18 protein-coding genes are annotated in these 12,507 nt (G+C 72.3%); 12 read left to right on the forward strand and 6 right to left on the reverse strand.

Annotated features, from left to right (window positions below; translation table 11 throughout):
* Window positions 1-113: 113 nt before the first annotated feature.
* From DAI17_RS13420 to DAI17_RS13445, 6 genes are read left to right on the forward strand one after another with little or no spacing between them, the layout of a single operon-like run.
* Entirely contained in the window at window positions 114-905 is a 792-nt protein-coding gene (locus DAI17_RS13420; protein ID WP_107773695.1) for an AAA family ATPase, read from the forward strand.
* Entirely contained in the window at window positions 902-2,395 is a 1,494-nt protein-coding gene (locus DAI17_RS13425) for a PTS mannitol transporter subunit IICB (protein ID WP_234412492.1), read from the forward strand. The genes DAI17_RS13420 and DAI17_RS13425 overlap by 4 nt, the downstream gene beginning before the upstream one ends.
* Window positions 2,382-3,704, forward strand: a complete 1,323-nt coding sequence (locus DAI17_RS13430) for a zinc-binding dehydrogenase (RefSeq protein ID WP_107773697.1) — start codon at window positions 2,382-2,384, stop codon at window positions 3,702-3,704. Before DAI17_RS13425 ends, DAI17_RS13430 begins: the two co-directional genes overlap by 14 nt.
* The gene (locus DAI17_RS13435; RefSeq protein ID WP_107773698.1) at window positions 3,701-4,141 is read left to right on the forward strand and encodes a PTS sugar transporter subunit IIA; all 441 of its coding nucleotides are present in this window, start codon (window positions 3,701-3,703) and stop codon (window positions 4,139-4,141) included. The genes DAI17_RS13430 and DAI17_RS13435 overlap by 4 nt, the downstream gene beginning before the upstream one ends.
* Before the next feature lie 43 nt (window positions 4,142-4,184).
* Window positions 4,185-4,745: a GNAT family N-acetyltransferase gene (locus DAI17_RS13440; protein ID WP_107773699.1), complete on the forward strand. Its 561-nt coding sequence runs from the start codon at window positions 4,185-4,187 to the stop codon at window positions 4,743-4,745.
* Window positions 4,742-5,197: a GNAT family N-acetyltransferase gene (locus DAI17_RS13445; RefSeq protein ID WP_107773700.1), complete on the forward strand. Its 456-nt coding sequence runs from the start codon at window positions 4,742-4,744 to the stop codon at window positions 5,195-5,197. Before DAI17_RS13440 ends, DAI17_RS13445 begins: the two co-directional genes overlap by 4 nt.
* 13 nt (window positions 5,198-5,210) lie before the next feature.
* Here the strand turns inward: DAI17_RS13445 and DAI17_RS13450 are convergent, their stop codons facing one another.
* Entirely contained in the window at window positions 5,211-6,302 is a 1,092-nt protein-coding gene (locus DAI17_RS13450; RefSeq protein ID WP_159081534.1) for a TolB family protein, read from the reverse strand.
* A 121-nt stretch (window positions 6,303-6,423) separates the two neighbouring features.
* On the opposite strand from DAI17_RS13450, the gene DAI17_RS13455 reads away from it, so the two are divergent.
* Complete coding sequence (locus DAI17_RS13455; RefSeq protein WP_159081535.1) at window positions 6,424-7,209, forward strand: hypothetical protein; 786 nt, start codon at window positions 6,424-6,426, stop codon at window positions 7,207-7,209.
* A 9-nt stretch (window positions 7,210-7,218) separates the two neighbouring features.
* Here DAI17_RS13455 and DAI17_RS13460 read toward each other — a convergent pair whose 3' ends face one another.
* The gene (locus DAI17_RS13460; RefSeq protein WP_107773703.1) at window positions 7,219-7,632 is read right to left on the reverse strand and encodes a nuclear transport factor 2 family protein; all 414 of its coding nucleotides are present in this window, start codon (window positions 7,630-7,632) and stop codon (window positions 7,219-7,221) included.
* Window positions 7,633-7,684: 52 nt separating this feature from the next.
* Entirely contained in the window at window positions 7,685-8,806 is a 1,122-nt protein-coding gene (locus DAI17_RS13465) for an acyltransferase family protein (protein WP_159081536.1), read from the reverse strand.
* 86 nt (window positions 8,807-8,892) lie between these two features.
* Here DAI17_RS13465 and DAI17_RS13470 point away from each other — a divergent pair, with 86 nt between their 5' ends.
* Genes DAI17_RS13470 through DAI17_RS13485 form a run of 4 tightly spaced genes read left to right on the forward strand, consistent with a single transcriptional unit; the run spans window position 8,893 to window position 10,596 of the window.
* Window positions 8,893-9,132, forward strand: coding sequence for a hypothetical protein (locus tag DAI17_RS13470; RefSeq protein WP_107773705.1), 240 nt, complete (start codon window positions 8,893-8,895; stop codon window positions 9,130-9,132).
* Window positions 9,133-9,161: 29 nt separating this feature from the next.
* Window positions 9,162-9,590, forward strand: a complete 429-nt coding sequence (locus DAI17_RS13475) for an SRPBCC family protein (protein ID WP_107773706.1) — start codon at window positions 9,162-9,164, stop codon at window positions 9,588-9,590.
* A gap of 11 nt (window positions 9,591-9,601) precedes the next feature.
* Window positions 9,602-10,363 (forward strand): dienelactone hydrolase family protein, encoded by a 762-nt coding sequence (locus DAI17_RS13480; RefSeq protein ID WP_199905113.1) that lies wholly within the window; start codon window positions 9,602-9,604, stop codon window positions 10,361-10,363.
* 20 nt (window positions 10,364-10,383) lie between these two features.
* Entirely contained in the window at window positions 10,384-10,596 is a 213-nt protein-coding gene (locus DAI17_RS13485) for a PLD nuclease N-terminal domain-containing protein (RefSeq protein WP_107773707.1), read from the forward strand.
* 6 nt (window positions 10,597-10,602) lie between these two features.
* On the opposite strand, the gene DAI17_RS13490 is transcribed toward DAI17_RS13485, so the two are convergent.
* The 3 genes from DAI17_RS13490 to DAI17_RS13500 all read right to left on the reverse strand — a co-directional run bounded on the left by DAI17_RS13490 (window position 10,603) and on the right by DAI17_RS13500 (window position 11,931).
* Entirely contained in the window at window positions 10,603-11,133 is a 531-nt protein-coding gene (locus DAI17_RS13490; RefSeq protein ID WP_107773708.1) for a hypothetical protein, read from the reverse strand.
* 103 nt (window positions 11,134-11,236) lie between these two features.
* Window positions 11,237-11,656: a DUF6325 family protein gene (locus DAI17_RS13495; RefSeq protein WP_107773709.1), complete on the reverse strand. Its 420-nt coding sequence runs from the start codon at window positions 11,654-11,656 to the stop codon at window positions 11,237-11,239.
* The gene (locus tag DAI17_RS13500) at window positions 11,653-11,931 is read right to left on the reverse strand and encodes an SHOCT domain-containing protein (protein WP_107773710.1); all 279 of its coding nucleotides are present in this window, start codon (window positions 11,929-11,931) and stop codon (window positions 11,653-11,655) included. Before DAI17_RS13500 ends, DAI17_RS13495 begins: the two co-directional genes overlap by 4 nt.
* 142 nt (window positions 11,932-12,073) lie before the next feature.
* Here DAI17_RS13500 and DAI17_RS13505 point away from each other — a divergent pair, with 142 nt between their 5' ends.
* Window positions 12,074-12,472 carry a PGPGW domain-containing protein gene (locus tag DAI17_RS13505; RefSeq protein WP_107773711.1) on the forward strand — a complete coding sequence of 133 codons (399 nt, stop codon included), beginning with the start codon at window positions 12,074-12,076 and terminating at the stop codon, window positions 12,470-12,472.
* The last annotated feature ends 35 nt before the right edge of the window (window positions 12,473-12,507 follow it).

Below are 12,507 nucleotides of genomic sequence, written 5' to 3' on the forward strand. Positions count from 1 at the left end.
TGCGCGCCCTGCGGCGCCGGCGCGGCCCTTGACCCTGCCGCCGGCCCGTGCTGTAATCCAGATCACTCTCAAATGTGCAGAGTTGCTCATATGAGCATCTGGAGGTTCCCCCCATGACCACCGACTCCCCCGCGCCCCGACCGGGCGACCGCTCCGTGCGGACCCTGGTCAACGGCCTGGAGGTGCAGGCCCGCGTCGACCGGCACCTGGTCGAGGAGACGCTCCTCCCCGCGCTGGGTGCCGCGGCGGCACGTCCCCGCACGCACCGACGCGCGTACGCGTTCCTCGTCGGCCCTCCGGGCGTGGGCAAGTCGACCCTCGCGACGGTGCTGGCGGACGCCGCCCGACGTCGCGGGGAGCACGTCGACGCCGTGGGCATCGACGGCTTCCACCACCCGCAGAGCTACCTCACGACGCACCACCTGCACACCGACGCCGGCCCGGTCCCGCTCAGCACCATCAAGGGCGCACCCGAGACCTTCGACGTGGCGTCCCTCGCCCAGCACCTCGCGGCCTCGGCCAACCGGGACGTCGTCTGGCCGACCTACGACCGACGGGTCCACGACGTGGTGCCCGGGACGGACCGGGTCAGCGCCGACCTCGTGCTGGTCGAGGGCAACTGGCTGCTGCTGGACGAGCCCGGCTGGCGGGACCTGTCGACGTACGCGTCGTACGTCGTCTTCGTGGCCGCCGACCCGCAGCTGCTCCGCGACCGCCTCGTCGAGCGCAAGGTCCGCGGCGGCCTCAGCCGCGCGGAGGCAGAGGCCTTCTACGAGCGCAGTGACCGCCGCAACGTCGAGCGGGTCATGGCGTCCTCCGACCTCAGCAAGGTCGACCTGGCGTTGACGGTCCAGGCCGACGGAACCATCGAGCAGGGAACGATCCGACAAGGAGAGAACCGATGAGCGAACCGATGACCGAAGTGTCCGAACGCAGTCCCGCGACATCGTCAGGCAGGAGCGTCCGGGCACGTATCCAGGCCTTCGGCGGCTTCCTGACCGCGATGGTGATCCCCAACGTCGGGGCCTTCATCGCCTGGGGCCTGCTCACGGCCCTGTTCATCCCGACCGGCTGGCTGCCCAACGAGGACCTGGCCGCACCGGTGAGCCCGATGATCACCTACCTGCTGCCGCTGCTCCTCGCCTACACGGGCGGCCGGTTGGTGCACGACCACCGGGGCGGCGTGGCCGGCGCGGTGGGGACGATCGGGCTGATCGTCGGCGCGGACATCCCGATGTTCCTCGGCGCGATGATCATGGGCCCGCTCAGCGCCTGGCTGATCAAGCAGGTCGACCGCGCCCTCGAGCCCCGGATCCGCTCCGGGTTCGAGATGGTGGTCAACAACTTCACGCTGGGCTTCCTGGGCCTGGGGCTGATCCTCTCGTCGTACAAGGTCATCGGGCCGGTCATCAGCGCGCTCAACGACCAGCTGCTCCGGGCGATCAACTCGCTCGTCGAGACCGGAGCGCTGCCTCTGCTCTCGGTCATCAACGAGCCCGCCAAGGTGCTGTTCCTCAACAACGTGATCGACCAGGGGATCTACTACCCGCTCGGCCTCCAGGTGGCCGCGGAGGAGGGCAAGTCGATCTTCTTCATGGTGGCCTCCAACCCCGGTCCGGGGCTCGGGCTCCTGCTGGCGTTCTGGCTGTTCGGTGACAACCGGGTCATCCGGGACAGCGCGCCGGGCGCCATCATCATCCACTTCCTGGGCGGCATCCACGAGATCTACTTCCCGTACGTGCTGATGAAGCCGCTGACCATCCTCGCGATGATCGCGGGCGGCGCGTCCGGCATCGCGATGTTCATGCTCTTCGACGTCGGCCTGACCGCCGGCCCCAGCCCGGGCTCCATCTTCGCCTACCTGGCGCTCACCCCGCCCGGCGACCACATCGGCGTCATCGCGGGCGTCCTCGTCGCCGCCCTGGTCAGCTTCCTGACCACCTCGGTCATCCTCAAGCTCGGCATGGGCGCGAGCGAGGACAGCACCACGGACCTGGACGAGTACGCCGACCGGTCGCGGGCCATGAAGGCCGAGGGCAGCGCGGTCCTCGCCGACGCCATGGGCGACTCCGGCCGCGCCGGCGAGGACAGCGAGGACGTCCGCAAGGTCGTGTTCGCGTGCGACGCCGGCATGGGCAGCAGTGCCATGGGCGCCAGCGCGTTCGGCAAGCGGCTGCGCGAGGCCGGCCGTGACGACATCACCGTCGTCCACGCGGCGATCGAGGCCGTCCCCGCCGACACCGACGTGATGGTGGTGCACCAGGACCTCGCCCACCGGGCGGCGTCCGCGCGACCGGGCGTCGAGATCGTCACCATCCGCAACTTCCTCGGCGACCCCGCGCTGGACACCCTGGGCGACCGCCTGACCGAGAGGACCCACCATGAACAGCACTGACCCGACCACCGACCTCCGCCCCCGGACGACGGAGCGGCTGACCCGGGCGGCCCGCATCCACGGGACGCACAAGGTCGCGGTGAGCGAGTTCGCGCTCCCCGACATCGGCCCGGACGAGCTGCTCCTCCGCGTCGTCAGCAGCAGCATGTGCCTCTCGACGTACAAGGCCCTCTCCCTGGGCAGCGAGCACAAACGCGTGCCGGACACGATCTCCTCGGACCCCGTCATCACCGGCCACGAGTTCGCCGGCGTCATCGAGGAGGTCGGACCGGAGCTCGAGGGCGAGTACTCGGTCGGGGAGAGCGTCGCCATCCTGCCGACGATGGGCCTGCCCACCGGCGAGTCCCCGGGCTACAGCTACCCGTTCTTCGGCGGCGACGCGACGTACTGCATCGTCCCGCGGATCGCCATCGAGAAGGGCTGCGTCCTTCCCTACGACGACGGCTACTACGCCAACGGGTCCCTGGCCGAGCCGATGTCCTGCATCATCGGCGCGTTCCACGCCAGCTACCACACCGAGCCGCTGGTCTGGGAGCACCAGATGGGGTTGCGCCCCGGCGGCAGGCTCGCGCTCCTCGGCAGCGGCGGCGCGATGGGCATCGGCGCCCTCGACTACGCCCTCAACGGGCCCTTCGCCCCGAGCTTGGTCGTGGCCGTGGACGTCAACGACGAGCGGCTCGCGAGGCTCCGCGCCCTGTTCCCGCCCGACGAGGTACGACGGCACGGGTCCCGCCTGGAGCTGGTCAACGCCTCCGAGGTGGACGCGGTCCAGACCCTGCGGGAGCTCTCCGGCGGTGACGGGTTCGACGACGTCGTCGTCTTCGCCGCGGTCCGGGAGCTGGTCGAGGTGGGTGACGCCGTGCTCGCCCACGACGGCTGCCTCAACTTCTTCGCCGGACCGACCGACCGGTCCTTCGCGGCCGAGCTCAACCTCTACAACATCCACTACGAGAGCACCCACCTCGTGGGCACCTCCGGCGGCTCCCGCAGCGACATGGAGGAGAGCCTGCGCCTCTCCGCCTCGGGGGACATCAACCCCTCGCTGATGGTGACGCACGTCGGCGGGCTGGACGCCGTGCCCGACGCGTTGACCAGCCTGCCCACCTTCACCGGGGGCAAGATCCTGGTCTACCCCCACGTCGACATGGACCTCACGGCCATCGCCGACTTCGCCGACGCCGGGCGCCACGACCCCCGGTTCGCGAGGCTCGCCGAGCTCTGCGCCCCGCACGACGACATCTGGAACCGGGACGCGGAGGCCTACGTCCTCGAGGCGTTCGCCGGCCCGACGAACGGAGCCCTGCGATGAGCGGGGCCGGAGGCACCGTGCTGGGCGACGACGCGATCGTGCTGCCCGGCTCCGCCCGGACACGGGACGAGGCCATCACCGAGGCCGGGCGGCTGCTCGTCGCCAGCGGCGCGGTCGAGCCGTCGTACGTCGACGCGATGCACGAGCGGGAACGCTCCGTGTCGACGCACATGGGCAACGGCCTGGCGATCCCGCACGGCACGCTCACGGCCAAGGCCGACATCCGTCGCACCGCCATGACGTTCGCGCGCTACCCCGACGGGGTCGACTGGAACGGCAACCCGGTCGAGTTCGTCGTCGGCATCGCGGGCGCGGGCGACGACCACCTGGAGCTGCTCTCGCGGCTGGCGGGCGTCTTCACCGACGACGACCAGGTCCAGCGGCTGCGCGCGGCACGAAGCCCCGCCGAGGTCCGCGGCATCCTCGACGGCGCGTGAAACCCGGGTGCCGGCGGGGTGGGCCGGATCCTAGGATCCCGCCGTGACGCTCCGCCTGCACACGCCCCGGTTGCTGCTCCGCCCCGTTCGCGAGGGCGACCTCGACACGATGCTCGCCATCCGCAACGCGCCCGCCGTGGTGTCGACGACCGGCACCGGCCAGGCGCTGCCGCGGGAGCGCATGGCCGGCCAGCTCTCCCGCCGGTGTGCGAGCTGGCGCGACCACGGCCTGGGGTCCTGGCTGGTGCTGCTCGACGGCGACCCGGTCGCCTTCGTCGAGGTGACCCCGATCGGTGAGGGCAGCGGCGTCGCCCCGGACGCGATCGAGATCGGCGTCGTCGTGCACCCCGACCACTGGGGCAAGGGCTTCGCGCTCGAGGCCGGGTCCGCCGCCGCCCGCGACCTGTTCGAGCGCCTCGGCCACGAGCGGGTCTACGCCGGCGTCGACCCCGACAACGAGAAGTCGCTGCGCGCGCTCGCGAAGGCACCCGGCGTACGTCGCATCGACGACGAGCTCTACGAGGTCACCGCCGGCGCATTCCTCGACCAGCCGGGAAACTCGGGTGCAGGAGAGCCGGGCGGCGACGTACGTTCGCGCCCATGACCTCGGAAGACTTCGTGCCGGCCGGGTTCGACCCGCCGACCTCGCTCACCACCGACGACGTGCGCCTCGAGCCGCTGGGACCGCAGCACAACGACGCGGACCACGCCGCCTGGATGTCGAGCATCGAGCACATCCGCTCGACGCCCGGCTACCCGGACGGCTCCTGGCCGCCGCCCGAGGGCATGACGCTCGAGGCGAACCTCGCCGACCTCACCCGCCACTCCGACGACTTCGCGCGCCGCGTCGGGTTCACCTTCACGGTCCTCGACCCGGCCGACGACGTCATCGGGTGCGTCTACCTCTACCCCACGGACTCCGAGGACTGGGACGTCACGGTGCAGTCGTGGGTGCGGGCCGACCGGGCCCACCTCGACACCCCGCTCGCCGACGCCGTCGCGGGCTGGCTCGCCGCCGACTGGCCGTGGGAGCGCGTCGACCGCTGCGGTCGCTGAGGACCCGCTCCGCTCAGCCCGACGGGCGGCGGGTCCCCCAGCCGGGACCACTGTCCCACTCCTCGCTCCTGGTCAGGTTGACCTTGCGCACCACGTGCCGGCCGTCGGTCAAGATGCGGAACACGTCCGCGTTGCCCTCGTCGCCGACGCCACCCGTGCGCCCCGCCGTGATCCAGCCCCGGCCGTGGCGGAAGCGCGGCGAGAAGCCGGAGCCGAGGTACTGCTTGTCCGCCGAGGGTGCGGTGAGCCGGCGCCGGTCGGTGCCGTCGGGACGCGCGAGGTAGAGGTTGGACGGTCCCTCCTCGCCCTGGGGCGTGCAGCGGAAGAGGAGGAGCCTGCCGTCCGGGGAGAACGTCGGTCGGTCCTGGCAGTTCATCCGCCACGGGGTGATCCGGCGAGCAGCTCCCGGCGCGCCGACCGGCTGCACGAAGACGGCGCTGTTGTCGGTCGGGTCGTGGCGGGTGCGGATGAAGGCGAGCCGGGTGCCGGCGGGCGAGAACGTCGGGTCGGTGCTCTCCGGCGTGGGCGACCCCTTGCGCCGTGGCGGGGTGCTGGTGACCTGACGGGAGTGGCTGCCGTCCAGCCGCACCGTGAAGACGGCGGTGTAGAGCGTCCACTCGGGCGGGCGCGGGGTCGGTGGGGAGACCGTGCGCGCATAGGCGATGGAACGGCCGTCGGGCGAGAACCACGGATCGATGGCGTAGGCGCACCTCGGGCCCGTGCACGGGACGACCGCGCGCGTCGCGCCGGTGCCGGGGTCGACCACCAGGATCCGGCTCGTGCTCTCGTCGGACTTGAACCGCTCAAAGGCGATCCTCCTCCCGTCCGGCGACCAGGCAGGGACGTTGTCCCGCCACCCGCGTGGCGGGAAGGTCACCTGGCGCGTGTCGCTCCCGCCGGGGTTCATCACGAAGACGGCGCCCTCGGTCTGCGCGGCGTCGAAGTAGCGGCGGAAGACGATCTGCCCGTTGCGGTCGGTCTGACCACCGATCTCCCGGCGTCCGTCGGGCTTCTCGTCGTCGGCGAACCCCGGCACTGCGGCGACTGTCGTGGTCAGGAGCAAGACGGTGAGGACCGACCCGAGCCCGGTCAGGGACGTGCGCATGACTGGTCCTTTCGTCCGGTGGAACGACGGCCCGGCCGATTCCATTGTGACCCTCGAAGCGGCTGTCGGCATGGGAGAGATCGGCCGTCTGCCGACCGGTCGCGAGGCCTAGACTGGTGTGGTGCTCAGCCGGCCGACCGCCTCCGGCGAGGGTGACGAGGGGGCCGTCCTCGCCTCGTGGAGCCGCGTGGCACTGATCGCGGGATGGGTCGCCGGGGTGGGGCTGGTCCTGCAGACCGTGCTCTTCCTCCTCGACGCCGCCGACGTGCTGGCGGACGAGCCGGAGCGCCGTCGGACGGGGGCCGGCCCGGAGGTCGATCGGGCGCAGTACTACGAGGACTACTTCGAGCGTCAGAACTCGATCCTGTGGGACATCGTCGTGCGTGACACGGTCGGACCGGTCGCCTTCCTGGCCCTGGCGATCTGGGCGTTGGCCGTCGTGTCCGCGCTGCGACCCGCGGGTCCCGTCGGAGTCCTCACGGTCTTCTTCTTCACCGTCGGGGCACTGCTGCACGCCATCAGCGACCTGATCTACCTCAGCCTGGAACGCTTCTGGAGGTTCGAGGGCTTCTCCGCCGACCCACCGGGACCGATGAACGCCTTCGGCGCAGCCGTGGACGCGGTCGACATCTCCACGACCTACCTCGAGGCGGCGTCGTACCTCGTCCTCGCGGCCGGCGCCTGGGGCCTGTCCCGCGTGACGCTGCGCGACGGACGGATCCCACGCTGGCTCGGAGCGGCCGCCGCGATCGAGGCGGCAGCCCTGGTGCTGCTGGGCTTCGGGTTGGCGCTGCAGCAGGACCTCCTGTTCCAGGTCGGGGGCGCCTTCGCGGGGATCGTGCTGGGCCCGCTCGTGGCCATCGGGCTCGGCCACGTCCTGGCACGTGCCGACCTCACGAGCCCGTGACCCGACGACTCACGGATCCTGGCCCGGTGGTCGGTAGAGCTCCTCCACGGCCTCCTTGATGTCCTGGTCCTGCTGCTCCACGGGTTCGACGTACAGCCGTGCCGCCGCCATCGTCCCGTCGCGGACGGTCGCGATGATGACGCCGCGCATGGCGAAGACGGAGCCGTCGACGTGGTGGCCGCGCCACGAGACCTCGCCCCACTCCACGTCCCCGTCGTGGCACGAGGCCAGGAGCTCGGCGCGGAAGTCCGGGACCCCGGCGAAGACCGCGGACCAGTTCTCGTGGACGTGGGCCCGCCCGGTGAACCGGCGGCCCGGGTGCGCGGGCTGGTCGCTGCGGTAGTCGTCGGCGAAGAAGGAGGCGAAGAGGTCGACGTCGTGGGCGTTCTGCGCCTCGGTGAGGCGCTCGAGGAGAGAGGCCATGGCTCGAACCTAGGCCGGTCCGGCGGATGCGGGAATGCCCCGTCCGGGGGGCTCACACCACGCGCCCGACCCCGGGCAGCCGGGTGACGGCGTACCCGACGGCGAAGCACACCGGCACCGCGACGACGGACACGATGAGGAACTTGAGCTGTGCCCCGACCGGCACGGCCCGGAACGCGAGCATCACCGAGACGAGCACGACCGGGTGCAGGAGGTACGTCGCGTAGGAGCCGCGCCCGGTCTTCGTCAGCAGGGGACCGTGGGTCGGCCAGCGGCGGCGCAGCCAGGCCAGGCACCACAGCGTGAAGGAGATCGAGACGACGCCGTAGAGGACCGCGAACGACACGCTGGCCCAGTTGAGGCCGCCCAGCGCCATGTCCAGCTCGTCGCGGGCGCCTGTCCAGGAGACGACGACCAGGGTGAGTCCGACGCCGACGGCCGCCACTCGGCCAAGTCGGTGCTCGGCGCGACGGGAGAGCCGTCCGTCCCACCCCGCCTCGGCGGCCATCACCCCGAGCGCGAAGAGGACCGCCCCCTGCGTCCAGTCGCTGACGCGGGCGTTGAGCAGGTGGGTGTCCAGCAGCGTGGTGGCCTGCCACACGGCCAGCGACACGAGGCTGATGACCGAGCCGCCGACGACGAGCGACCTGGTGCCCGGCGGCGGGCGAGGACCGGTGAGCGGGCGGAGCGACCGCAGCGCGGCGTACCCCACGGAGCAGACGAGCAGCGCGACGACGAACCACATGATCGAGAACTCGGTCTCGGCCAGGTTCCCCGCGAACGTGAGTCGGTCCTCCTTCCACACGTCGCCGAGCCAGTCGGCCAGCGGGTTCACGAGCAGCACGAAGACGACGAGCGGCACCCCGAGCCGCAGCAGCCGGCTGCCCAGGAAGCCGGCCGGTCCGCGTCGGGACAGGGAGCCGACCGAGAACCATCCCGCCACCACGAACAGCGGGCCCAGGCCGAAGACGCCGCCCATCAGCGCCGGCAGGGCGAAGGCGATGGACACGACGCTGTTGGTGACCCGCTCGTCGTCGTAGTAGTAGCCGGCGAAGTCGGTGACGTAGGCGGTCGCGGTGTGCACGACGATGACGCCCGAGATGAGGACGACGCGCAACGTGTCCACCCACTGCTCGCGCTGCCGGCCCTGCACCGAGCTCTCGGTCGAGGTCATGAGCACCTCCCCGCTCACCCCCCACTGTGCGCGGGTCAGCGCCGCAGGTGCAGGGTCGGAGGGCCCCGACCTGACACACTCGCGTCATGAGCGACGACGTCATCCCCGAGAACGGCTCCGCGGCGCGCGAACGCGGGGCACCGTCGCCGACCGTGGCCTGGCTGCCGGGCACCGTGCTGCTCTTCATCGGCCTGGGCATGGTCACCGAGGGTGGGCTCGACGTGGGATGGGCGTTCGTGGCCGTCGGCCTGTCGATGACCCTGCTCGGCTGCGTGGCGCAGGGCGTGGCGTGGGGCATGGACATCCACGAGGAACGTCACCCCTGACCTCGGCGGTGTCGCCCTAGACTCGACGCATGCCCGGCCTGCAGCACACGGTCACGATCGACGCGCCGCCGCACCGCGTCTGGGCGGTGCTCGTCGACGTCGAGCGCTGGCCGGAGCGGATCCCGACCGTCACCGCCGTCGAGCGTCTCGACGCCGGACCGCTGGCCGTCGGCTCGCGCACGCGGCTGGAGCAGCCCCGGCTGCCCGCCGCGGTGTGGACGGTCACCGAGCTGGCCGAGGGGTCGTCGTACACCTGGGTCTCCCGCTCGCCGGGCGCCACGATCACCGCCGCGCACGTCGTCGAGCCGCACCCCGACGGGAGCCGGCTCACCCTCGCGGTGACCGTCTCCGGACCGATGTCCGCGATCGGCTGGCTGATGACGCGGTCGCTCACGAAGCGGTACGTCGAGACGGAGGCCGCCTCGATCCGGCAGGTCTCGCAGGACCCGGCCGCGTAGGAGGCGAGGGCATGGTGACGACCCGGGACCTGGAGATCGAGACCGGGCGCGGGCCGATGCCGGCGTACTGCGCGGTCCCGACGGCGCCGCCCCCGTGGCCCGGGGTGGTCGTCGTCCACGACTTCTCCGGGATGGGCCACGACCTCCGCGCGCAGGTCGACTGGCTGGCGAGCGAGGGGTTCCTCTCGGTCGCCCCCGACCTCTACCACTGGGGCAGCAGGCTCGGCTGCCTCCGCACGATCATGAGGGACATCGGACAGCGGCAGGGGCCGACCTTCGACGACATCGAGGCCGCGCGGCAGTGGCTGCGGAGCCAGCCGGGGTGCACGGGCACGGTCGGCGTCATCGGGTTCTGCATGGGCGGCGGCTACGCGTTGGCGCTGGCCGAGGGCCACGGGTTCGACGCGGCGAGCGTCAACTACGGCGGCTGCCCGGGCGACGCCGAGGAGTGGCTGCGCGACGCGTGCCCCATCGTGGGCAGCTACGGGGACGCCGACCACTCCCCCCTCGGAGGCGCCGCCGGCCGGCGCCTCGGTCGACTGCTCACCGACCTCGAGGTCCCCCACGACGTCAAGGTCTACGGGGGCGTCCGCCACGGCTTCATGAACGACCCCGCGCCCGAGGACCAGACCGTGCTGCTGCGCCTGCTCGCCCGCATCTCCGGGATGGCGTACGACGACGAGGCGACGCAGGACGCCCGGCGACGCATCGTGGCGTTCTTCGACCGCCACCTGCGGGACGACGGTCCTCCGGCCCTTCCGCCCGACCGGTAGGGGTCCGTAGCCTTCGCGCCATGGCGAGCAAGAAGTGGTCGGAGCTGAGCAGCTCCCAGAAGCGTGCGATCACCGTGGTCGGAGCCGTCGAGGCGATCATGACCCTCGCGGCCTGGCGCGACCTCGCGAGACGGCCGGACGACGGCGTCCGGGGTCCGAAGTGGGCCTGGGCCGGGGCCGTGCTGGTCCAGCCGTTCGGTCCACCGGCCTACTTCACCCTCGGCCGCAGGTAGCGGCCGTCAGCCTCCGGCGGACTGGGCGTCGCGCTCGATGTCGCCCTGGTCGGCCTTGAGCTCCTTGGCCTTCTTCTTCTCGGCGCGCTCCATGGCCCGCTCGATCCTGGAGGCCATGTCCGAGACGCCGACGACGATGAGGCCGGCCTCGCCCTCGTCGAGGGACTCGCCGAGCTCCTTGAGGTCGTCCCGGCTCATGCCGGCCACCGCGTGTCCCGCCAGCGCGCCGAGGATCGACCCGCCCAGCGTGGTGGCCGCCAGGAGGCCGCTGCCGATCGCCGCGAACGGGAACAACGCGACCACCAGGCCGGTCGCGAGCCCGACGCCCCCGCCGAGCACGCCGCCCGCCCGGGTCGGCGTCTCGTGCTTCCGCACGATCTTGACCTTGCCGTCGTCGCGGCGCTCGATCACGGCCGCGTCGTAGGCGTCCATGAGCTGGGCCTCGGCGTGCAGGTCCTTGACCCGCTCGTAGTCGGCCTCGGCGGCGTACACGTCGGGATAGACCCCGACGTACACGATGAAGGTGTCGATGGGCATCGCCTGCTCCTCGTCGGTCGCATCCGGGTGGTCGCCCCCACTGTGGTCACGCGGGCGTCGCCGCGTCCTCACCCGGACCGGGCGAGCGGGCGGCCGTGACCCGTCAGGCCTCCAGCGCCGTGAGCCGCGCACGGTCCGCCTCCGACAACCAGGTCTCCTCGAGCAGCGCCGCGCCGGCCTGCCGCAACGACGTCGCCAGCGGCCCAGCCCACAGGTGCTCGACCAGGGCCACGACGGCCACGCCGCGCTCGGGCACCAGGTCCGCCAGCGACCAGGTCTCGCCGGTCTCGTCCGGGTCGCTCCCGTCGGCGTCACCGAGCAGGGCGGCCGCGACAGCGCCGTGCCCCTCGAGGAGGTCGTCGACCGTCTCCAGGGATCCGTCCGCCGTCCGTCGTACGACGAGGAGGTCGACGAGGCGCACGACGCCGGCGTCCCTGAGCCGCGCCAGCTCCCGGAGCGCCGAGCCGTCGAAGTGCGGCTCGCCGAAGCCGAGCACCAGCACCTGCACCGGTCCGGTGGTCACTGCCGCACCCTCGCCGCAAAGGTCTCGAGCTCCTCGTCGGTGATCACGCCCTGGTCGTGCAGCTCGCGGAGCCGGCGCAGCGCCTCAGGCTCCTCCGGCGGCGCCGACCGCGTCGGGGGTGCCGGGGTCCGGCCCAGCGGGAGCCCCAGCGACGCGGGCACCGGCTCGCCCGGGTGCTCGAGGGCGTAGATGTGCGCCGGGGTCAACCGACCCCCGTAGTAGGGGACCTCTCCCGTCATCGACGCCCGCCGGAGCTGCCGGGGCACCAGGATCATCCGCGCTCTCCTTCGACGGCTCGGAGGCTACGACTCGTCGGGCCCGGCCCGGCTCCCCCGTTTCGGGCGGCAGGCGACGCCTCCTCAGGCTGTCCTCAGCCCGGCCGCGCACACTGGAGGCCGGCACCAGCAGGGAGCAGCGATGGACGGCACGACACTCACCCCCCGGGCCCAGCGGGCTCTCCAACTCGTCGAGGCGTGGGCGCACCGCGGCCGGGTCCGGGCGCTCCTCGTCAGGATCGGTGTGACCGTCCTCGGCCCCCTCGTGGTCCTCGCGGGAGTGGCGATGCTGGTGCTCCCCGGACCGGGCCTGGTGGTGATGGCGCTGGGCGGCGCCCTCCTGGCACTGGAGTACGACTGGGCCCGCCGCGTCCTGACCGCCTGCGGCCGGACCCTGGACAGGGGGCGGCGGGCGGTCGTCCCGCGGGACGCCTCGACCGTCCGCCGGGTGCTCGGCGCGGCCACGGCGGTCGCGCTGGTCGTCGCCACGACGGGGACGACCGCGGCCGTCACGACCCTCGTGGGCTCGACGTTCGTCTGAGCGGGGGCGGCACCTCCTCCCACTGGTGTGGGAAA

The organism is Nocardioides sediminis, from assembly GCF_003047295.1.
GTDB classification, from domain to species: Bacteria; Actinomycetota; Actinomycetes; order Propionibacteriales; family Nocardioidaceae; genus Nocardioides; species Nocardioides sediminis.

Coding starts and splice junctions, on each gene's coding strand:
- DAI17_RS13420 (WP_107773695.1), top strand. CDS start 114: ATGACCACCGACTCCCCCGCGCCCCGACCGGGCGACCGCTCCGTGCGG.
- DAI17_RS13470 (WP_107773705.1), top strand. CDS start 8,893: ATGAGCGACGACGTCATCCCCGAGAACGGCTCCGCGGCGCGCGAACGC.
- DAI17_RS13490 (WP_107773708.1), bottom strand. CDS start 11,133: ATGCCCATCGACACCTTCATCGTGTACGTCGGGGTCTATCCCGACGTG.
- DAI17_RS13425 (WP_234412492.1), top strand. CDS start 902: ATGAGCGAACCGATGACCGAAGTGTCCGAACGCAGTCCCGCGACATCG.
- DAI17_RS13450 (WP_159081534.1), bottom strand. CDS start 6,302: ATGCGCACGTCCCTGACCGGGCTCGGGTCGGTCCTCACCGTCTTGCTC.
- DAI17_RS13485 (WP_107773707.1), top strand. CDS start 10,384: ATGGCGAGCAAGAAGTGGTCGGAGCTGAGCAGCTCCCAGAAGCGTGCG.
- DAI17_RS13465 (WP_159081536.1), bottom strand. CDS start 8,806: ATGACCTCGACCGAGAGCTCGGTGCAGGGCCGGCAGCGCGAGCAGTGG.
- DAI17_RS13505 (WP_107773711.1), top strand. CDS start 12,074: ATGGACGGCACGACACTCACCCCCCGGGCCCAGCGGGCTCTCCAACTC.
- DAI17_RS13430 (WP_107773697.1), top strand. CDS start 2,382: ATGAACAGCACTGACCCGACCACCGACCTCCGCCCCCGGACGACGGAG.
- DAI17_RS13460 (WP_107773703.1), bottom strand. CDS start 7,632: ATGGCCTCTCTCCTCGAGCGCCTCACCGAGGCGCAGAACGCCCACGAC.
- DAI17_RS13500 (WP_107773710.1), bottom strand. CDS start 11,931: ATGATCCTGGTGCCCCGGCAGCTCCGGCGGGCGTCGATGACGGGAGAG.
- DAI17_RS13475 (WP_107773706.1), top strand. CDS start 9,162: ATGCCCGGCCTGCAGCACACGGTCACGATCGACGCGCCGCCGCACCGC.
- DAI17_RS13435 (WP_107773698.1), top strand. CDS start 3,701: ATGAGCGGGGCCGGAGGCACCGTGCTGGGCGACGACGCGATCGTGCTG.
- DAI17_RS13445 (WP_107773700.1), top strand. CDS start 4,742: ATGACCTCGGAAGACTTCGTGCCGGCCGGGTTCGACCCGCCGACCTCG.
- DAI17_RS13480 (WP_199905113.1), top strand. CDS start 9,602: ATGGTGACGACCCGGGACCTGGAGATCGAGACCGGGCGCGGGCCGATG.